Genomic DNA, 19,474 nt, shown 5'->3' on the forward strand with positions numbered 1-19,474 from the left:
GAGTAGTAACTGGCGTCCATCCTGTCACAGCAGACCCGGCGGTTGCGTGTGAGGTCGAGAATTAAGAACGAATTTCAATGTTTCATTGGAATTTCCGTAGCGAAGGTCACAGCTGTCCAATAGCCGCAGAACGCAAGAAGCGTATTAATTACACGAATGTAATTAATACGCTTTTCGCAGGTCAGGGCATGACCGATCAATTCTGCGCCTACGCACCGACCTGGCGGAACGCGAACTGCATGCCGATGAACACGACCATGAGCAGCACCATGATCGACAGATCGAATCGCACCGCGCCGATGGTCAGCGGAGGGATCAAACGCCGCAACAACTTCACCGGCGGATCAGTCACCGTCATGATCGCCTCCAGCACCACCACGGTCAGGCCCCTGGGCTGCCAGTCCCGGCTGAACGATCTGATGAACTCGACCACCACGCGAGCAATCAGCAACAGCCAGAAGATGAACAGCGCAAAGCCCAGAATGTCGAAAAACAGCGCCAACGCAGTGGACCTCACTACCGTCTGAATGGGATTCCGGCGATCTGTGCCCCGCACATCGGGGCGCCGGTCGCACCCAGCGTACCCGCCGACCGCGGCCCCCTCCGGAGCGTGCCGAAGGCCCGTGCCGCCGCCGGTGGCTACTGGTAGCTGTAGAAGCCCGCCTCAGCGATGCGCCGCCGCTCTTCTGCGCTGACATCGACATCGGCCGGCGACAGCAGGAAGACCTTGGTAGCGACCTTGTCGAACGATCCGCGCAGCGCAAAGGCCAGGCCGGCAGCGAAATCGACCAGGCGCTTTGCATCGGCGTTGTCCATCGACACCAGGTCCATGATCACCGGGGTGCCGTCACGGAACCGCTCGCCGATGGTGCGTGCCTCGCTGTAGTCCTTGGGACGCAGCGTGGTGATCTTGGCAAGCGCGCTGCCGGCCTCGAACAGCTCGGCCATCCGGCGGGGCTCCATGGCGACCGCACCACGAGTGGCACCACGCAGGGTGTTGAACCGCGGGCGCTCGAACTCGCGCGGGCCGCGAACCGGCATCTCGTCGTAACCACCGCGGTAACCCATTGGGGCACTGTCCATTTCGCGTCCGTACTCACGACCGCCGAGGCGCTCGTCGTAGCCACGCGGCTCACCGCGGCCGTAGTCGTCGTCCTCGAACCGGTCCTCGCGACGGCGCGGGTAGGGGCGCGGCGAGTGGTCTTCGTCGTCGTAGTACTCGTCGTCGTAATCGTCCATCGGCGCCATACCAAAGTAGGCCTTGACCTTGTGCAATGTGCTCATCGGATGCCCCTAGCTCAGACTGTGGTGGTTGGTGTCTGTGATGTTTGTGTGACTGGAGTGACTACTCATGGTGACGTTAGAGGACGTGGTCCCATAAGCGCGGTACCGACACGCACACAGGTCGACCCGTATCGAACCGCGGTTTCCAGGTCATCCGACATCCCCGCCGACATGCCGAGTGGTTGCTGGTATTGCCTTTGGACCCTGACCAATTCGGCCTGCAACCGGCCGAACGATTGCTCGGGCTCGGCGGCCACCGGCGGAATGGCCATCAGCCCGGCCAATTCCAGCCCGGGTTCGCGGTGCGCGGCGGCGCACAGAGCGTCGACCTCAGCCGGTCGCTCCAACGAGACCCCGCCGCGCGCCGGATCGCCGTCCAGACTCACCTGGATGTAAACCCGCAGCGGCGCCGAACGACGACCGTGCTCCAAGGCGTCAACCGCGCCCCGCCCCAATGCAGAGATCAACGGCGCGCTATCGACTGAATGCGCCGCCCACGCCCAACCCGCAACAGCGCGGGCCTTGTTGCGCTGAATTCGCCCAATCATGTGCCAGCGAATTATGTTGTCGTTCAGTACTGATTCAACGTCGACGACTTTGCGGGCCGCCTCCTGCTCGCGCGATTCACCAAATGCATTACACCCCAATCGATACAACGCAATGACATCACTGGGCGGAAAGAATTTTGTAACTGGAAGAAATTCGATTTCGCTGCGATCGCGTCCGGCCGCTTCAGCGGCAGCATCGACACGGGCCCGCACCCGAACGAGTGCATCGGCAAGTTCAGCCTCGCGCACCGACATCGTCATTCCATCCACACCACCGACGCCAGCCGTCCGGTCGGAGCACCGCGCCGATGGCTGAACAGGTTCGGGTCATCGACAGTGCACCGCGGATCGATATCGATGGACTTGACCCCCGCAGCGGTGAGCTGTCGGGCAATACCGGCCCGCAGATCGAGTCCGGCAGTGCCGTGCGCGGTGGTGGTCAGGCTGCCGGGCAGCGCGGCCTCCACCTCGTCAGCCATCTCGTAGGGCACCTCATAATTGCGGCCGCTGACTGCCGGACCAAGCAGCACCGAGATGTCGGCGACATCGGCACCCATCCGCTGCATGGCCTCAAGCGTGCGCAGCACCACACCCTTGGCGGCACCAACCCGCCCGGCATGCACGCCGGCCACCACACCGGCTCGTGCATCACCCAGCAGTACCGGCACGCAGTCGGCGGTGATCACCGCCAGCGCGAGCCCAGGTTTCGTGGTCACCAGAGCGTCGGTGTTGTCGTAGGCTCCCCCGGCTCCAGTTCCGGGGCCTTCAACAACTTCGACATGGTCACCATGTACCTGGTTCATCCACACCACGTCGGCCACGCCGACACCGATCGCCGTGGCTAGCCGAGATCGGTTGGCGGCCACTGCCTTTGGATCATCGCCGACGTGATCACCGAGGTTGAACGTGTCGAATGGCGGCTTGGACACCCCACCGGCACGCGTTGTAGTCACCCTGCGGATACGGAAGGTCACGAGTCCCAGTGTCCGCGTCCTGCGCCCACCGTGATCAGTGCTTCATGAAAGGCGGCACGTCGACGTCATCGTCGTCATCACCACCGCCGACCCGCACCGTCACCCCATTGGTCGGAGCCGGAACACTGGTCGGATCGGCCGGCGTGAACGCGTTGGTCAACTTGCCGGCGCCGCCTGGTGCAAAGGTCTGGGGCGCGCGATGTGCGCCGCCACCACTCGAGGCCGGAGCGGTACCGGGAACCGCCTGCGTGACGGGCTTTCGGCCCGGACCGGCCGAATCAAACCCGGCCGCGATGACGGTGACCCGGACCTCGTCGCCGAGCGAATCGTCGATGACCGTTCCGAAGATGATGTTCGCCTCGGGGTGCGCGGCTTCCTGCACCAGCGATGCGGCCTCGTTGATCTCGAACAGCCCGAGGTCGCTGCCACCGGCCACCGACATCAGCACGCCGTGTGCACCGTCCATGGAGGCTTCCAACAGCGGCGAGTTGATCGCGATCTCGGCGGCCTTGAGGGCACGGCCGTCACCGCGCGCGGCACCGATACCCATCAACGCCGTGCCGGCACTGCTCATGACGCCCTTGACGTCGGCGAAGTCGACGTTGATCAGACCCGGTGTGGTGATGAGGTCGGTAATGCCCTGCACACCGTTGAGCAGCACCTCGTCGGCGCTACGGAAGGCATCCATCAGGGAGACCGCGGCGTCGCCCATCTGCAGCAGCCGGTCGTTCGGGATGACGATCAGGGTGTCGCAGCTTTCGCGCAGCGCCTGGATGCCGGTCTCGGCCTGGTTGGAGCGACGCTTGCCCTCGAACGAGAACGGCCGGGTCACCACACCGACGGTGAGCGCACCGAGCTTGCGCGAGATGGCCGCCACGACAGGTGCGCCGCCGGTGCCGGTGCCACCGCCTTCACCAGCGGTCACGAACACCATGTCGGCGCCGCGCAGCAGTTCCTCGATCTCGTCTTTGGCGTCCTCGGCAGCCTTGCGCCCGACCTCGGGGTCGGCGCCGGCGCCCAGGCCACGGGTGGAATCTCGGCCCACGTCCAGCTTGACGTCGGCCTCACTGAGCAGCAGTGCTTGGGCGTCGGTGTTGATGGCGATGAACTCGACGCCACGAAGGCCCTGTTCGATCATCCGGTTGACGGCGTTGACGCCGCCACCGCCAACGCCGACCACCTTGATCACAGCGAGGTAGTTGTGCGGGGGTGTCATTGGTCGTCTTCCTCCCTGGATCGGCCTTTGGAACGGTTGTCCCGAGCGAAATTTCTCGAAATAAACCCTCAACCTCAACCATAGGCTTAGAGTTATGTCAAGTTGTTCCGCGCAACCAGAACGGTAGGGTGCCGCCGCGCCGCAATCGCGCAGGCGCGCCGATAGTTCACGCGATTTTTCTGCCTGGGCGAGCGGAGCGACGGGGAAATAAATGGCCTGGGCGAGCGAAGCGACGGGAAATGTATGGGCTACTTCACAGTGGGCAGGTCGGGGCTGGACACGTCGTAGATATGCCCCGGTTGGGTCAGCAGCGCCCCCAGCTTCAGTGCTTTCTCGTCGGTCCGGTCGGTGGTTCCCCAGATGACCTGACGCCCGTCGTTCAGGGTCAAGATCAGCCCGGCCACCGACGGCGCACCGATCCGCACCACCTGGCTTTCGACCTCCGGACGCAGCGACAACAGCACCTCCAACGCCGCACGCGTCGGCGGGTCCTTGGGGCCCGGCGTATCGGTGTCCAGATACGGCACGCCCGCCGGCGGCGGCGCGGTCGCGAAGTCGACGCCATCCCTGTCGATCAGGTGCGGCCCGTCCGGAAAGTCCTTGACCGCCACCGGAACCCGCTCGACCACCGTGATGCGCAGGGTCGACGGGTACTCGCGCTGCACCCGGGCGCTGGCTACCCGCCTGATGGTGGCGATCCGCTCGGCCATCGCATCGGTGTCCACCTGCAAAAGCGGGGTCTCCGGTCGAACGGCCGCGGCCTGCTCGACCTCTTCCTGGCTGATGGCCGCCAATCCGGTGATCACGACATTACGTACCGACATGATCGGGGTGAAATACAGCACCAAACCCAGCGCCACCGCCAACACCGCCACCAGCGCCGACCACATCAGCATCTTCAGCCCTCGGATCACACCTCGGGTCGACGTGCGGGCGGCGTCTTGATTACCGTTCGCGCGGCGCTTGGCATCACGACGGGCCTCTTCGAGGGCACGGGACCTGGCCAACGCAGCGCGGCGCTCTTCACGTTCACGGCGAGCACGGCGGCGCGGGCCCTCGTAATCCGGCTGGCCCGGGTCGTCCTGCGGCGCAGCGGAATCCTCAGTCTCTTCAGGCTCCTCAGGTTCCTCGGCTCCAGCAGCCTCGTCCACCGCCTCGACCGCTTCAGCCAATTCGGCCGTCTCGGCTTCCGGCGAATCCGACGGTTCGGTCACGACAATCCCGGCCGCCCCGGGGCGGCCCGATTCGCCTTGGCCTGCAGCGCCGTCAAGATTTCCCGCCCCAGCAAGGTGACGTCACCGGCGCCCATGGTGACGATGACGTCACCAGGACCGGCCTTCGCGGCCACCCGTTCGGCGACCGCCGAAAAGTCGGGTATGTACTGCACTGGGGCACTGACATGTTCGACGATGCTGGCGCCACTGACCCCTGGCATCGGCGCCTCGCGCGCCGCATACACGTCGAGCACGAAGACCTCGTCGGCCCGGTCCAGAGCCTTGCCGAACTCCGAGGCGAAAGCCTTTGTCCGCGAATACAAGTGCGGCTGAAAAACCACTATCGACCGGGATGTTCCAGCCACCGCCCGCAGCGCTTCCAGAGTGGCCCGAACCTCGGTGGGGTGATGCGCGTAGTCGTCGAAAACCCTTACCCCGTAAGCGGTTCCGACCGCCTCGAAGCGGCGGCGGACGCCCTCGAAGTTTGTCAGTCCGTCCAACACCCGCTCCGGATCGGCCCCAACTTCGCGCGCGGCCAACAGCGCGGCCAGTGCGTTGAGCGCCATGTGCCGACCCGGCACCGACAACCGCATGCCGCGCTGGTGGGGTTCGCCGGCCAACTGAATGGCCGCCACCCCGCCGGTCCCCTGCTGCTGCCAGGTCAGCAGTCTGGCCTCCAGATCGGTGCGCTGGCCGCTGCCATAACGCAGCACCCGCACGCCCTTGCCTGCAGAACGCTGCGCCAGCGCCTCACCACCCGGATCGTCGGCACACACCACCAATGCACCGCCCGGACGAATCCGCGCCACAAACTCGTCGAACACTGCGGTGTACGCCTCGACGCTGCCGAAATGGTCCAGATGGTCGGCCTCGATGTTGGTCACCACGGCCACGTCTGGGGTGTACTCCAACAGCGAGCCATCGCTCTCGTCGGCCTCGGCAACGAAACAGGGACCGCTGCCGTGATGCGCGTTGGTGCCGGCCTCCCCGAGGTCCCCACCGACTGCGAAAGACGGGTCAAAACCGTTGTGCTGCAACGCCACAATCGCCATGGAGGTGGTCGTCGTCTTACCGTGGGTGCCGGTTACCAGCACCGTTCGGTAGCCGTTCATCAACTTGGCCAGAACCACCGGCCGCATGATCACCGGGATGCCGCGCCGGCGCGCCTCCACCAGCTCCGGGTTGTCCTTCGGGATGGCGGCATGGGTGCTCACCACGACGGTCGGTCCGCCCGGCAGCATGTCCAGCGACGACGCGTCATGGCCGATCCGGATCGATGCGCCGCGGGCCCGCAACGCCACCACCCCGCGGGATTCCTTGGCATCCGATCCGGACACCTGCCCACCCCGGTCAAGCAGTATCCGGGCGATACCTGACATCCCGGCACCACCGATGCCGACCATGTGCACCTGAGCCAGTTCGGGTGGCAACTGATTGGTGCTCATCGGGCGCCCGCCGCATGTGCAGCTTCAGCCGCGACGTCGAGCGCAACCTGCGCCACCCGCCGGGCGGCGTCGCGATGTCCGGCCCGGGAGGCCGCGGCGGTCATCTTGTCCAGTTCGGCAGAGTCACCAAGGAGCGCACCGACCGTGCCGGCGACGTACTGCGGGGTGAGGTCGGCGTCGTCGACCAGCAGGCCGCCGCCGGCGTTCACCACCGGCAATGCGTTGAGCCGCTGCTCGCCATTGCCGATCGGCAGCGGAACATAAACCGCAGGCAGACCGACTGCCGTGACCTCGGCGACCGTCATCGCCCCAGACCTGCAGATGGCCAAATCAGCTGTGGCATAAGCCAGATCCATTCGGTCCAGGTACGGCACCCCCACGTATGGCGGGGCACCGGGTGCCGGGTCGGGCAAATCCAGAGTGTTCTTGCGGCCATAGGCATGAAGCACCGAAATACCTTGTGCAGCAAGCCTTTCAGCGGCTCCGGAAACGGCCCGGTTGAGCGACTGGGCACCCTGCGAGCCGCCGAACACCAACAACACGCGGGCATCGTCGCCGAAACCGAAGAACTCACGGGCCTGCGCCCGCAGCGCGGCCCGGTCCAGAGCAGTGATCGATTCGCGCACGGGAATGCCCACCACCTCGCTGCCTTTGAGCCCGGAGTCCGGCACCGCGGCCAGCACCCGGCGCGCCGAGTGGGCGCCGACTCGGTTGGCCCAGCCGGCACTGGCGTTGGCCTCATGCACCACCACCGGGACAGCGCGACGACGCAGCCCGCCACGTGCGGCCAGATAAGCAGGCAGCGACACATACCCGCCGAATCCGACAATGACATCGGCCTGCACTGCATCGAGTACTCCGCGGGTCTCGCGCACCGCGGAGCGCACCCGCAGCGGGAGCCGGGCCAAATCCGCAGAAGGCTTGCGCGGCAACGGAACCGGAGTAATCAATTGCAGATCGTAGCCACGCTCCGGCACCAGCCTGGTTTCCAAACCGCGGGAAGTGCCCAGCGCGGTGATCCGAACATCGGGCCGCAGTGACACCAGGGCGTCAGCCACCGCCATCGCGGGCTCGATATGACCTGCTGTGCCACCGCCGGCTAGGACCACCGAGATATTACGAGTTCTCCCGTCGCTCAGCTCGCCTCGGCCCGAACTCACACCCAATCCTGACTCACCCGTACCGATGACCTTCCACTGCGCGGACCCTCCGGTCCGACATACGAGGGTCACGTCGTTGTTGACTCTGACGGTCACCATTTTGCCTTGCGCGCCGTCCCGCCCCGTCGGCCGGTATGGACTTACCTCGGCCGTGGTCCGATGCGGCGGCGCGGCCGTACCGCACCGGCACGTCGACACGGTGCTGACGGGCCGGCACGTTGCTCTTCGCCGGCCTGCCCCGCTTGTTCGCGTTTGCCGCTTTGGCGGTCTTGGTCCCCTTGGCCGGCTGATCGCGTTTGCGCTGGGCCGGGACGCCGGGCCGGGCAGCCTTGGCGGCTTTGGACCGCAACCGGTCGCGCGCGGACTCCAGCCGCGTCGGAGAGTAGGGCTCGGGCAACGGCAGCCGCAGCAGGCGGTTCATCCGATCGTCGCGACCGGCCCGTAGCGCAGCCACCGCCTCGGGCTCGTGCCGGGCCGCGTTGGCGATCAAGCCGATCAGTAGAAGCGTGGTGGCAGTCGCGGTGCCACCAGCTGATATCAGCGGCAGCTGGATGCCGGTGACCGGCAGCAGGCCGAGCACGTAGCCGACGTTGATGAACACCTGACCGACCACCCACAGCGTCGTCGTGGCGGTCAGCAACCGCAGGAACGGATCTGCTGAGCGGCGCGCAATGCGCATGCCGGTGTAGGCGAACAAGCCGAACAGACACAGCATGCCCAGTGCCCCGACGAACCCCAGTTCCTCGCCGATGATCGCGAAAATGAAGTCGTTGTGCGCGTTGGGCAGATAGTTGAACTTGGCTGTGCCCTGGCCCAGTCCGTCGCCGAACATGCCGCCATTGGCCAACGCGTACTTCGCCTGACGGGACTGGTAGCCGGTGCCGAGCAGATCAGCGTCCGGGCTCAGCCAGGCCCGCACCCGGTCCGACCGGTAGCCCGCCGAAACCGCCAGGACGGCGCCGGCCGCCATGGCTGCCAACAGTGAGGTGACGAAGACCCGCAGCGACAGGCCCGCGTACCAGAGCAACCCGAGCAGGATGATGCAGACCGACACCGTCTGCCCCAGGTCCGGTTCGGCCACGATCAGCCCGAGAGCGAGCACCGCGGCGGGCACCAGCGGAATCAACAGTTGCTTCAAGCTCGCGTGTTCCGCTCGGCGGCTGGCCAGCAGGTGAGCGCCCCAGATAGCGAATGCGATCTTCGTCAGCTCGGAGGGCTGCATGGAGAAACCCGCAACGACGAACCAACCACGAGCGCCGTTGGACAGGTGACCGATACCGGGAACCAGCACCAGCGCCACCAGGACGAGGCTGACCATGAATGCCGGCAACGCCATCCGGCGCATGAACGCGATGGGCAGCCGCAAGGCCACGTAGAAGGCGACCAGCCCGATGGCCGTCCACAACACCTGCTTGGCGAAGATGGTCCAGGGCGAGCCGTCCTCGTCATATGAGTGCACACCCGATGCCGAGAGCACCATGGTCAGTCCGAGCGTGACCAGCAGCGCCGCCACCGCGATCACCAGATGGAACGACGTCATAGGACGTCCGAGCCAGGCTCCGATGCGGGCCCGCGGCCCGATTCGGTCGGCTGCGACGGCTGTGATCCTGTCTGACTTATCGGCTTTGTTGGCTTGTTCGGCTCTGTCAGCGACGACCGAGGAATCAGCGTCCGTGGCACCGGCCGCGGCGCTGTCGTCGAGCGCGACGTCTTTGCGGCGACGCAGTTTGGCAAGGATTTCTGACATGCGACTACCGAACCTCGTTATTCACACGAGTAACAGCAGTCACATCTGACCCAGTTATCCCTTCCACCCCAGAATCCTCCCCCGTCATCCGCGCAGCACGCGGCACATCCAGCGCGTGTCGCGAGAATGACCGGATCGCCGCGATCAAACCCGCGGCGCGCTCCGCCGTGGGTCAGCGACCGCCGGACGAGAGCCATTCGCTGTAGAACAGGGCCACTCCCAGGCCACAGGCAATGGCTGTCAGCAGCCAGAATCGGATGATCACCGTGGTCTCGGCCCACCCGGCCAACTCGAAATGGTGATGGAACGGCGCCATGCGAAACACCCGGCGGCCTGTCGTGCGGAAGGCCAGAATCTGCACCACCACCGAGACGACCTCGGCCACGAACAGCGCACCCAGCACCACGGCCAGCGTCTCTGTGCGACTGGTAACCGACAGGCCGGCGATGACGCCGCCGAGCGCCAGGGACCCGGTATCGCCCATGAAAATCTTGGCCGGCGCGGCATTCCACCACAGGAAGCCGATGCACGCACCGGCGGTGGCCGCAGCCACCAACGCCAGATCAAGCGGGTCGCGCACGTTGTAGCAGCCCGGCAGTGGATTGGTCGCGCAGGCGTTCCGGTACTGCCAGAAGGTGATCAACACGTACGCGGCACTGACCATCGCCATGGCGCCGGCGGCCAGGCCGTCCAGGCCGTCGGTGAAGTTCACCGCGTTGGACCAGGCGCTGACCAGGATCACCACGAACAACACGAACAGCAGCGGCCCGAGCGTCACCGTCGCGATCTCACGCACATAGGACAGCCCGGCGCTTCCGGGCGTCAGCCCGTACTCGTTCCGGAACTGAAGCACCAGCACACCGAACAGCACCGCGGCCACCAGCTGCCCGACTGTCTTGGCGGTCTTGTTCAGACCCAGATTGCGGGCCCGACGGATTTTGATCAGGTCGTCGATGAAGCCGACCCCGCCCAGCGCAGTGGCCAGTCCCAGCACCAACAGGCCCGATGCCGACGGTCCTTCGCCGCCCACCAGCAGTCCGACCACATGGGTACCCAGATAGCCGGCCCACATGCCGGTCACGATGGCCACGCCGCCCATCGACGGGGTGCCGCGTTTCTTCTGGTGGCTGGCCGGACCGTCTTCGCGGATCTCGTGTCCAAAGCCCCTGCGGGTGAACAGCCGGATGAGCACCGGCGTCAGGACGATCGACACCGCCAGCGCAATACCGACGGCGAACAGAATCTGGATCACGCCTCGCCTCCCCTGGCCGCCCCTTCGCGCGCCAGCGCGTCGGCCAGCGACCCGAGGCCCGCCGAGTTGGATGCCTTGACCAGCACGACGTCACCGGGCTGCAGCTCGGCACGCAGCACGTCCAGCGCGGCAGCGGCATCGGGAACAGGTGTCACTTCGCTGCCCCACGATCCTTCCATCACCGCGCCGTGATGCATGGCGCCCATAGCTCTCCCCGTTCCGACGACGACAAGTCGTGACACATCTAAGCGCACGGCCAGTCGACCGATGCTGTCATGCTCGGTGATCGCGTCATCACCGAGTTCGGCCATCTCGCCGAGCACGGCCCAACTGCGGACCCGTGCACCGGATGCCCCGCCACCGGATTTGGCCATCCAGGCAAGAGCCTTGAGCCCGGCCCGCATCGAGTCCGGGTTGGCGTTGTACGCGTCGTTGACCACGACCACCCCGTCGGCGCGGGTGCTGACCTGCATCCGGTGCTTGGAGACGGGTCCGGCACCGGCCAGGGCGTCAGCCACCTGCGTCAGGCTGGCGCCGCACTCCAGGGCGACCGCGGCCGCACACAGCGCGTTGGAGACCTGATGGTCACCGTGCACCGCGAGGGCGACGTCGACCTGCCCGGTCGCGGTGTGCAGGGTGAAGCGCGGCCGCGCCAGTTCGTCGAGCGAGACCTCGCCGGCCCACACGTCGACGTTTGAGCCCGGGTCCCGCGACACCCGCACCACCTGTGCAGCCGTCTGCTCCGCCATGGCGGCGACGGCACCGTCGTCGACATTGAGCACTACCACCCCGGACGACGGAACAGCTTGCGGCAGTTCAGATTTGGTTGCGGCGATGGCTTCGCGCGAGCCGAACTCGCCCAAATGAGCGGTGCCGACGTTGAGCACCACACCGATCGACGGCGGCGCGATGGCGGCCAGCGCAGCGATGTTGCCTGGATGCCGTGCGGACATCTCCAGCACCAGGTAGGCGGTGTCGCGGGTGGCCCGCAGCACCGTCCACGGATGGCCCAGTTCGTTGTTGAACGAGCCCGGAGGCGCAATCACCTGGCCCAGCGGCGCCAGCACCGCGGCCAGCAGATCCTTGGTGGAGGTCTTGCCCGACGACCCCGTCACCCCGATGATCCGCAGCCCACCGGCCACCAATTCGTCGGCGACCGCACGGGCCAGTTTGCCGAGCGCGGCCAACACCGCCCCACCCGAGCCGTCGGTGTCGTGCTCCAACGCACCAGAAGATGAATCAACCTGTCCAGCAACGGGTTTCACCACAATCGCCGGAACACCTACCGGCCTGGCGGCCAACACCGCAGCGGCGCCTGCGGCCACTGCGCCGGCGGCGAAGTCATGACCGTCCGCCCGTGCGCCCGGCAGCGCCAGGAACAGCCCGCCGGGCGTCACGGCCCTCGAGTCGAACTCGACGGTGCCGGTCACCCGCGTCGTGGCGGCAGCCTCCGGAGTGATGTCACAGAGCTGCCCGCCGACGATGTCGGCGATCTGGGCCAGGGTCAGGTCGATCATGCGGATGACTCCAAAGCGTCTAGGGCAGCTGCCAATTCGTCACGGTCGTCGAACGGGCGGGTCTGCCCGGCTCGGGTCTGCCCTGACTCATGGCCCTTACCCGCGATCAACACGGTGTCGCCGGCCCGGGCCCACTGCACCGCATAGTCGATGGCCGCTCGCCGGTCACCGATCTCGACCACTTGCGCCGAACCTCCTGCCTGCGCCGCACCGGCCGCAATAGTGGCGCGGATCAGATCGGGATCCTCGTCGCGCGGGTTGTCATCGGTGATCACCACCAGGTCGGCCAGTTCGGCGGCCACTCGTCCCATCGGTTCCCGTTTACCGGCGTCCCGGTTGCCCCCGGCACCGAACACCACCGCCAGCCGGCCGCTGGTCTGCGGCCGCAGCGTCTCCAGAACCGCTTGCAGCGCACCAGGTTTGTGAGCGTAGTCGACCAGCGCCAGAAAACGTTGGCCGCGGTCGACAGGCTGCAACCGGCCGGGCACCGCGGCGGTAGACAGCCCGGGCGCGGCCTGCTCGGGCGTTACCCCGACCGCATCGAGCAGCGCCGTAGCCAGCAGCGCGTTGGCGACGTTGTAACCGCCGGGCAGGCCGATTCGCAGCCGATGCGGCGTGCCGTCGGGCCCTGTCGCGGTGAACTGCTGCCCACCACGGTCGGCGACGACGTCGCTGACAGTCCACGCCGCCGCACCACCGGTCGTGCTGACGGTCACCGGATCGACTGCCCGGCCGGCCATCTGGCGGCCCGCATCGTCGTCGACACAGATCACCGACACCGCCGCGTGAGTGGGCGAATCCGGCTCGAACAGCCGGGCTTTGGCATCGAAGTAGTCCGCCATGGTGGGGTGGAAGTCAAGGTGGTCACGGGACAGGTTGGTGAATCCGCCCGCCGCGTAGCGCACTGCGTCCACCCGGCCCAGCGTCAGCGCATGGCTGGACACCTCCATGACCACGGTGTCCACACCGCGCTCGACCATGGTGGCCAGTAGCGCCTGCAAGGCGGGCGCCTCAGGGGTGGTCAGCGAGCTGGGTAGGTCCCGGCCGTCGATGCGCAGTCCGACGGTGCCGATCAGCCCCGCGACGCGCCCGGCTGCTCGCAGCCCGGCCTCCACCAGATAGCTGGTGGTGGTCTTGCCCGAGGTGCCGGTGATCCCGACGACCTGTATCCGCTCGGACGGCCGGCCGTAGATCTCCGCGGCGACTTCACCCAGAACGGCACGGGGGTCCGGGTGTACCAACACCGGCACACTCACATCGAGCAGCTCCAGCCCAGCTGGGTCGGTCAACACCGCAACGGCTCCCGCCGCGATCCCGTCACCGGCGAAACTGGCACCGTGCACCGCCGCCCCCGGCAGCGCGGCGAACAACTCCCCGGACACCACGTCACTGCTGCTGAGCGTGACGCCGGTGAGCTGCAGGTCGGGAATGGACCGACCGAATGCCGCGGTGGCGCCGATGTGCGCGGCGACCGAGCCCAAGGCGGCCCCGACCGGCTCGGCAGGACGTAGAGACGCCATCAGCGGGACGCAATCGGAGATGCGAATGGAGGCAAGGACATGGCCATGACACAGTACCGGCTCGAGCGGGGGCGCCCTGCCGGTCAGGTCGCCTGCAGCACCAGCGGTGCACCCGGGTCCGCCGACAGTGGCACGTTGTCGCGCTGCAACAACCAGGCCGCGATGTTGTGGAACAGCGGTGCCATCGAGTGCCCCGGCGAACCGTCCGGATTGCGCTGCGGGTTGTTGGCCATGATGCCGACGACGTAACGCGGATCATCCGCCGGCGCCATGCCGGCGAAGGTGATCCAGTAGTGGTCCTCGTAGTAGCAGCCGCAGGCCGGGTTGATCTGCTGGGCGGTGCCGGTCTTGCCGGCGACCTGATAGCCCTCGACGGCGGCCGGCCAGCCGGTGCCCTGCTGAGTGCCGCGTGGGTCCTTCTGGACCACCGCGCGCAGCATGTTGCGTACCGTGCGGGCGGTCTCCGGCGAGACCACCTCAACGCCATCGGGGCGGGGCTGGTCGAGGTGGCTGCCATCGGCGGCGACGACGGACTTGACGATGCGCGGCGGAATCCGGACACCGTCGTTGGCGATGGCCTGGTACATACCGGTCATCTGCAACAGCGTCATCGAAAGTCCCTGCCCGATGGGCAAGTTCGCAAATGAGCTGCCCGACCACTGATCGATGGGCGGCACCAGGCCGGAGCTCTCACCGGGCAGGCCCGAACCGGTGCGTTGCCCGAGGCCGAACTTCTTGAGCATGTCGGCGAAGCGCTCCGGACCGACTCGCTGCGCCAGCATCAGAGTGCCTATGTTGGAGGACTTTCCGAACACCCCGGTGGTGGTGTACGGCTCGGTGCCGTGGCCCCAGGCGTCGTGGATGGTGACGCCGCCCATGTTGAGGGTGCCGGGCACCTGCAACACCTCATCGGGGTTGGACAGCCCGAACTCGATGACGCTGGATGCGGTGATGATCTTGTTCACCGACCCGGGCTCGAACGGCGAGGACACTGCCAGATTGCCCATCTGCTTGGCGTCCTGGCGACCGACATCCTGGGACGGGTCGAAGGTGTTGTCGTTCGACATGGCAAGAATCTCACCGGTTTTCGCGTCCAGCACCACCGCCGAGACGTCATGTGCACCGGACAAGTCCTTGGCTTGCTGCACCTGCTGCTGGACGTAGTACTGGATGTCGTTGTCCAGCGTCAGCTGGATGGTCGAACCGTTCATCGCGTCATGGCGATCGCGGTAACTGCCGGGGATGACCACGCCATCGGAGCCCCGGTCGTAGGTGACCGAGCCGTCGGTGCCGGAAAGCTTCGCGTCGAATGCGTCTTCGAGGCCCAGCAGACCATGGCCGTCCCACGCGATGCCGCCGACGATGTTGGCGGCCAACGATCCGCCCGGATATTGCCGGATGTCCTGACGCTCGGCGCCGACCTCGGGGTACTTCTTGGTAATGGCGTCGGCGACCGAGGGGTCCACCGCGCGGGCCAGGTAGACGAACGTGTCCTTGCCGCTGATCTTCTTCAGCACGGTCTGGGCGTCGGGCTTGTTGTTCAGCAGTCCGGCGACGCCGACGGCGATCTCGTTCAGTCTCTTGTCGGGATCGGGCGCCTTGGCCGGCATCTTGGTTTTGGCGTCAGTGAGCTGCTGACGGATTCGCACCGGCTGGAACGTCAAGGCGCGGGCCTCGATGGTGAACGCCAGCTTGGCATTCTTGCGGTCGACGATGCTGCCGCGCACCGCCTTCTCCACGTCGGTGACCTTCAGCTGGCCGGCGGCCTCGGCCCGCAGACCGGCCGCTCGTGGGCCCTGCAGGCTGAACAGTTGTACCGCGGCGATCAACAGCACCACGATGATCACGATGTTGCCGACCCGGTGCCGGAAGGCGAATCCCCCGGTGCGGCTCAGCATGCTCACCGGCTCACGGATACGCCGTTCACTTGCCGAATGTGGTTGGTTGGCACGCGGTTTGGCCGTTGGGGGTCGGCGTCGCCGACCGTTGGCCGGGCCGGTGCCACTCACGCCGGCGCACCCGGTGCCGATTGCGCCAGCAACGGTGCCCAGATCGGCGCACCGGGAGTGACGACCGGCGGCGAAACCGGCCGGGGCGCAATCGGTGCCAGCTGTACCGGCGGCTGCGGGACGACCTGCTGAACCGGCGGCACGGCCTGAGGCACGGCTTGTGGAGCCGGCTGAGCGGGTGCGGCTTGTGGAGCGGCCTGGACGGGCACAGCGGCAGGGTCGGTCAGTTGTTGGGCAGCAGGGCCGGGTGGCGTGCCAACCCCTTGCGGCGCAACGGGAACCGCCTGTGGAGCAGGAACCTGGCCGGGTACCACCGCAGGAGCCGGAGCCATGGGATCCGGCGCCCGTACGCTCAACTCACGGGGATCAACGACCCGCGGCGCCGGCGGAGCGGGTGGTGCCGGCGGGGCCGGGTCGGCCAGCGGAGCGTTCAAAGGTGGTGGCGGAACACCTTGTGCCGGTTTGGGACTGCCGACCACTGTCCAGTTACCGCCCGGGTCCTGCACCAGGTGCGCGGTGTCGCGCGACGGGATCATCCCCAGGTTGCGGGCAGCATCAGCCAGCGCCGGGGCTGCCTGCGCCTCGAGCACATCGCGTTCCAGCGCCTCTTTCTGTTGTTGCAGAGCCTGATTGGTCTCCTTGGCGCGCCCCAGCGTGTAGGAGTTCTCCGCTGCAGAGGTCGACAGCCACAACGTGACGGCCAACCCCAGGGCGAGGGCGACGATGATGAGCACGACGAACGGGACCCGTCCGAGCAGGCGCCGCGGGCTCAGATCGATCTCGGCGAGCCGCAGTAAAATCCTGTCCTGCAGCGAGGTGCGAACGACTTTGGGAGCCTTGGCCTTACGAGCCTTGGCCCGAGCCTTGGCCTGAGACGCGCTCTTCGGCCGCGACGGTGCGCCCGTGGGCCGGGCGAACGGCGAGGTCTGAGGACCCGACCGCTGCGGCCGGGTGTCACTCTTACCGCGCTTGGCGCGGGTATCGGCCTTACCGCGCGCGGCGCGAGTGTCAGCCTTGGTACCGGCCTTCCCGTCGCGACCGGCACCCCGCGCCGCCTCACGCTTGCCGTCCCGGGCTGTGGCGACGCTCCGCTTCCCACCCCGTTTGGCAATCTCGTTGTCGCGCAACGCAGTCTGCTTGCGGCCGTCGGTGCCGCCGCGGCCGGCCCGACCGTCCTGCCGGCTACTGCCACCGCGTACCGGTGCCGGTCGTCGTGCCATTATGCCCCTCCCCCTGTGGCAACTTTTTCCAAGGCGCGCAGGCGAACCGATGCGCTGCGCGGATTGAGTTCGAGTTCGTGTTCATCAGCCCGCTCGGCGCCGCGGGTCAACGACACAAAGGGTGGTTCGTGGCCGGGCAGTTCCATCGGCAAGCCCGCCGGGGTACGGGATGCGGTGGCATTGGTGAAGTAGCCCTTGATAATTCGGTCTTCCAGCGATTGGTAAGCCTCAACGGCAATCCGGCCACCGGGACGCAGGGCCTCCAACGCTGCGGGAATGGCAGCTCGCAAGCAGTCCAGCTCGCCGTTGACCTCGGTGCGCAGCGCCTGGAAAGTGCGCTTGGCCGGGTGTCCCCCGGTGCGACGGGCCGGCGCCGGGATAACGGCGTAGAGCAATTCGACCAGTTCACCGGTGGTGGTGAAGGGACGACGAGCCCGCTCACGGACGACCGCGCCGGCGATCCGGGACGCGAACTTCTCTTCGCCGTACTCGCGTAGGACGCGGGTGAGTTCCCTGGCGTCGTAGGTGTTCAGGATGTCAGCCGCGGTGAGCCCGACGGACTGGTCCATCCGCATGTCCAGCGGAGCGTCCTGCGCGTAGGCGAACCCGCGGTCGGCCTGGTCCAGTTGCATCGAGGAAACCCCGAGGTCGAACAGGATGGCGTCCAATTCCCCTGGGCGGTAACCGGATTGGGTCAGCGCATCGTCGATCCCGTCGTAGCGGGTGTGCACCGGGCGAAACCGGTCGCCGAACGGGGCGAGCCGCCGGCCGGCAAGTTCGAGGGCGGTGAGGTCGCGGTCCAGGCCGATCAGGGTCAGGCCGGGGAACTGCGTCAGGAAGCGTTCGGAATGGCCACCGGCGCCCAAGGTCGCGTCGATCAGCACCGCACCGGCACCGTCAGGATTGCGCCGGGTCAGTGCCGGTGCGAGTAGTTGGACGCAGCGTTCGAGCATCACCGGGATGTGCGGCCGGCGATCGGTCAACGCGACACCCCCAATCGGCTTGTCCGGGTCCTGCCTGTCTGGATCGAAGTGTGCGGCCCCTGCAACGAGGTCCCTGTCCGAAATCACGAACCTGACGTTGGGGAAGTACGCCAGGGTCGGTTCGGGCAGAGGCCACGCTGCACGGGCCAGCAGGTCAGTGGGCGTTTCCGAGCGCTTCATCGCTGGCCGCGGAGAAGTTCTCTTCGTGAAGGTCTTGGTAGGACTGCCAGGCGCCGGCATCCCAGATTTCGAGGTAATCGACCGCGCCGATCACCACGCACTCTTTTGACAGGCTCCCGTAACGACGGTGGTCGGCAGACAGGGTGATACGGCCCTGAGCGTCGGGGAGCTGCTCGTCGGCCCCCGCAGCGAAGACGCGCAGGTCGGCGCGAGCGGCGGGATCGTTCCGCGGGGTGCTGGCCACCCGGCGTGCGATTTCGGCTTCGAACTCAGCCTTTGGGTACACGGCCAGGCTGTGATCTGGACTTTTGGCGACCATCACACCTCCTGCCAGTGCTTCGCGGAACTTGGCGGGCAGCGTCAGCCGCCCCTTGTCGTCGAGCTTCGGCGTGTAGGTGCCCAAAAACATCAGGCCACCTCCCGCCATTTCGGAACCTTGCCGCTCCGATGTCCGCCACTTTACCCCACATTCCCCCACATTGCTCCAACCCGTGGCGAAAAGTGACCTCAGCTGCCCCACCTACCCCAGAGATCTCAGAGAAAACAGCGCCGTCAGCGCGCTGTCGGACCCGAAGAGCCAAGAAAAAGTGCAGTTCACAAGCCAGAAGGCAGTGCGGTGGGGAATTGTGGGGGCATTCGGCGCCCTCCCAATGGGGCGGCCGCCATCGCCGTCGCATGGCGGCCGTGCGGGATGACCTCCGGCGTGTCGCCGTAAACAGTCTGAAAACAAAACAGGGGCAGCCCTATAGGGCTACCCCTGCATAAGAGCAGTGATCAGTCGCTGGTCATTCGTCGAAACGACGCCGAAACCGATCTTCCATGCGGGTGGTGAACGAACCGCCGCCCCTGGTCCGCTTGGACCGGTTGGCACCCACGGGCGGCGCAGCCTTGTCCTTGGCCAGCACCCGCGGGCCGGTCAGCGCGAACACGGCGCCGGCGAACATCACTACGAACCCGATCACGCTGACGATGGGCAGCTGGTCGATCCACAGGACGCGGAATGCGATGCCAACCACCAACAGCGCCAGCCCGGCGACGAACAATGCCGTGCCCTGCAGCCGCCGCCGTGCCGACGGCGCGTGCAATGCACCGCCGCGGACACTCGACACGAACTTGGGGTCCTCGGCGTAGAGCGCGCTCTCGATCTGGTCGAGCATGCGCTGCTCATGATCGGAGAGTGGCATCCGTGCCTCCCGTTTGGCCCA

General features: G+C 66.7%; 17 protein-coding genes. All 17 read right to left on the reverse strand.

Features of this window, described 5'->3' with window-relative positions; translation table 11 throughout:
- Positions 1-208: 208 nt before the first annotated feature.
- The 17 genes from M2432_RS17555 to M2432_RS17635 all read right to left on the reverse strand — a co-directional run bounded on the left by M2432_RS17555 (position 209) and on the right by M2432_RS17635 (position 19,453).
- Positions 209-502 carry a YggT family protein gene (locus M2432_RS17555; RefSeq protein ID WP_280828231.1) on the reverse strand — a complete coding sequence of 98 codons (294 nt, stop codon included), beginning with the start codon at positions 500-502 and terminating at the stop codon, positions 209-211.
- 137 nt (positions 503-639) lie between these two features.
- Positions 640-1,284 (reverse strand): cell division protein SepF, encoded by a 645-nt coding sequence (locus tag M2432_RS17560; protein WP_280828109.1) that lies wholly within the window; start codon positions 1,282-1,284, stop codon positions 640-642.
- 65 nt (positions 1,285-1,349) lie between these two features.
- Positions 1,350-2,093, reverse strand: coding sequence for a YggS family pyridoxal phosphate-dependent enzyme (locus M2432_RS17565; protein ID WP_280828110.1), 744 nt, complete (start codon positions 2,091-2,093; stop codon positions 1,350-1,352).
- Positions 2,090-2,806, reverse strand: a complete 717-nt coding sequence (gene pgeF / locus M2432_RS17570; protein ID WP_280828111.1) for a peptidoglycan editing factor PgeF — start codon at positions 2,804-2,806, stop codon at positions 2,090-2,092. Before pgeF ends, M2432_RS17565 begins: the two co-directional genes overlap by 4 nt.
- A gap of 34 nt (positions 2,807-2,840) precedes the next feature.
- Positions 2,841-4,022 carry a cell division protein FtsZ gene (gene ftsZ, locus M2432_RS17575; RefSeq protein WP_280828112.1) on the reverse strand — a complete coding sequence of 394 codons (1,182 nt, stop codon included), beginning with the start codon at positions 4,020-4,022 and terminating at the stop codon, positions 2,841-2,843.
- Between the two features lie 248 nt (positions 4,023-4,270).
- Positions 4,271-5,236 carry an FtsQ-type POTRA domain-containing protein gene (locus M2432_RS17580; protein WP_280828113.1) on the reverse strand — a complete coding sequence of 322 codons (966 nt, stop codon included), beginning with the start codon at positions 5,234-5,236 and terminating at the stop codon, positions 4,271-4,273.
- Positions 5,233-6,681 carry a UDP-N-acetylmuramate--L-alanine ligase gene (gene murC, locus M2432_RS17585; RefSeq protein WP_280828114.1) on the reverse strand — a complete coding sequence of 483 codons (1,449 nt, stop codon included), beginning with the start codon at positions 6,679-6,681 and terminating at the stop codon, positions 5,233-5,235. The genes M2432_RS17580 and murC overlap by 4 nt, the downstream gene beginning before the upstream one ends.
- Complete coding sequence (gene murG, locus M2432_RS17590; RefSeq protein ID WP_280828232.1) at positions 6,678-7,820, reverse strand: undecaprenyldiphospho-muramoylpentapeptide beta-N-acetylglucosaminyltransferase; 1,143 nt, start codon at positions 7,818-7,820, stop codon at positions 6,678-6,680. The genes murC and murG overlap by 4 nt, the downstream gene beginning before the upstream one ends.
- A gap of 34 nt (positions 7,821-7,854) precedes the next feature.
- On the reverse strand, positions 7,855-9,588 hold the full coding sequence (ftsW, locus tag M2432_RS17595) for a putative lipid II flippase FtsW (protein ID WP_280828115.1): 1,734 nt from the start codon (positions 9,586-9,588) through the stop codon (positions 7,855-7,857).
- Between the two features lie 172 nt (positions 9,589-9,760).
- Positions 9,761-10,840 carry a phospho-N-acetylmuramoyl-pentapeptide-transferase gene (gene mraY, locus M2432_RS17600; RefSeq protein ID WP_280828116.1) on the reverse strand — a complete coding sequence of 360 codons (1,080 nt, stop codon included), beginning with the start codon at positions 10,838-10,840 and terminating at the stop codon, positions 9,761-9,763.
- Complete coding sequence (gene murF / locus M2432_RS17605) at positions 10,837-12,357, reverse strand: UDP-N-acetylmuramoyl-tripeptide--D-alanyl-D-alanine ligase (RefSeq protein ID WP_280828117.1); 1,521 nt, start codon at positions 12,355-12,357, stop codon at positions 10,837-10,839. The genes mraY and murF overlap by 4 nt, the downstream gene beginning before the upstream one ends.
- A complete protein-coding gene (locus M2432_RS17610) occupies positions 12,354-13,877 on the reverse strand; it encodes a UDP-N-acetylmuramoyl-L-alanyl-D-glutamate--2,6-diaminopimelate ligase (RefSeq protein ID WP_280828118.1) in 1,524 nt (507 codons plus the stop codon). Before M2432_RS17610 ends, murF begins: the two co-directional genes overlap by 4 nt.
- An 83-nt stretch (positions 13,878-13,960) precedes the next feature.
- On the reverse strand, positions 13,961-15,793 hold the full coding sequence (locus M2432_RS17615; RefSeq protein ID WP_280828233.1) for a penicillin-binding protein 2: 1,833 nt from the start codon (positions 15,791-15,793) through the stop codon (positions 13,961-13,963).
- An 89-nt stretch (positions 15,794-15,882) separates the two neighbouring features.
- Entirely contained in the window at positions 15,883-17,106 is a 1,224-nt protein-coding gene (locus tag M2432_RS17620; protein WP_280828119.1) for a hypothetical protein, read from the reverse strand.
- Positions 17,106-18,242, reverse strand: a complete 1,137-nt coding sequence (rsmH, locus tag M2432_RS17625; RefSeq protein WP_280828234.1) for a 16S rRNA (cytosine(1402)-N(4))-methyltransferase RsmH — start codon at positions 18,240-18,242, stop codon at positions 17,106-17,108. Before rsmH ends, M2432_RS17620 begins: the two co-directional genes overlap by 1 nt.
- 1 nt (position 18,243) lies before the next feature.
- The gene (mraZ, locus tag M2432_RS17630) at positions 18,244-18,678 is read right to left on the reverse strand and encodes a division/cell wall cluster transcriptional repressor MraZ (RefSeq protein ID WP_280828235.1); all 435 of its coding nucleotides are present in this window, start codon (positions 18,676-18,678) and stop codon (positions 18,244-18,246) included.
- Between the two features lie 376 nt (positions 18,679-19,054).
- The gene (locus M2432_RS17635; RefSeq protein ID WP_280828120.1) at positions 19,055-19,453 is read right to left on the reverse strand and encodes a DUF3040 domain-containing protein; all 399 of its coding nucleotides are present in this window, start codon (positions 19,451-19,453) and stop codon (positions 19,055-19,057) included.
- Positions 19,454-19,474 lie beyond the last annotated feature (21 nt).

Origin of the sequence: Mycobacterium sp. OTB74 (assembly GCF_029892685.1) — a bacterium.
Lineage (GTDB): Bacteria > Actinomycetota > Actinomycetes > Mycobacteriales > Mycobacteriaceae > Mycobacterium.

What these genes read in the sequence shown, in the direction of transcription:
- M2432_RS17560 (WP_280828109.1), bottom strand. Translation starts at nt 1,284, where the DNA reads ATGAGCACATTGCACAAGGTCAAGGCCTACTTTGGTATGGCGCCGATG.
- M2432_RS17565 (WP_280828110.1), bottom strand. Translation starts at nt 2,093, where the DNA reads ATGACGATGTCGGTGCGCGAGGCTGAACTTGCCGATGCACTCGTTCGG.
- ftsZ (WP_280828112.1), bottom strand. Translation starts at nt 4,022, where the DNA reads ATGACACCCCCGCACAACTACCTCGCTGTGATCAAGGTGGTCGGCGTT.
- murC (WP_280828114.1), bottom strand. Translation starts at nt 6,681, where the DNA reads ATGAGCACCAATCAGTTGCCACCCGAACTGGCTCAGGTGCACATGGTC.
- ftsW (WP_280828115.1), bottom strand. Translation starts at nt 9,588, where the DNA reads ATGTCAGAAATCCTTGCCAAACTGCGTCGCCGCAAAGACGTCGCGCTC.
- murF (WP_280828117.1), bottom strand. Translation starts at nt 12,357, where the DNA reads ATGATCGACCTGACCCTGGCCCAGATCGCCGACATCGTCGGCGGGCAG.
- M2432_RS17610 (WP_280828118.1), bottom strand. Translation starts at nt 13,877, where the DNA reads ATGGCGTCTCTACGTCCTGCCGAGCCGGTCGGGGCCGCCTTGGGCTCG.
- M2432_RS17620 (WP_280828119.1), bottom strand. Translation starts at nt 17,106, where the DNA reads ATGGCACGACGACCGGCACCGGTACGCGGTGGCAGTAGCCGGCAGGAC.
- mraZ (WP_280828235.1), bottom strand. Translation starts at nt 18,678, where the DNA reads ATGTTTTTGGGCACCTACACGCCGAAGCTCGACGACAAGGGGCGGCTG.
- M2432_RS17635 (WP_280828120.1), bottom strand. Translation starts at nt 19,453, where the DNA reads ATGCCACTCTCCGATCATGAGCAGCGCATGCTCGACCAGATCGAGAGC.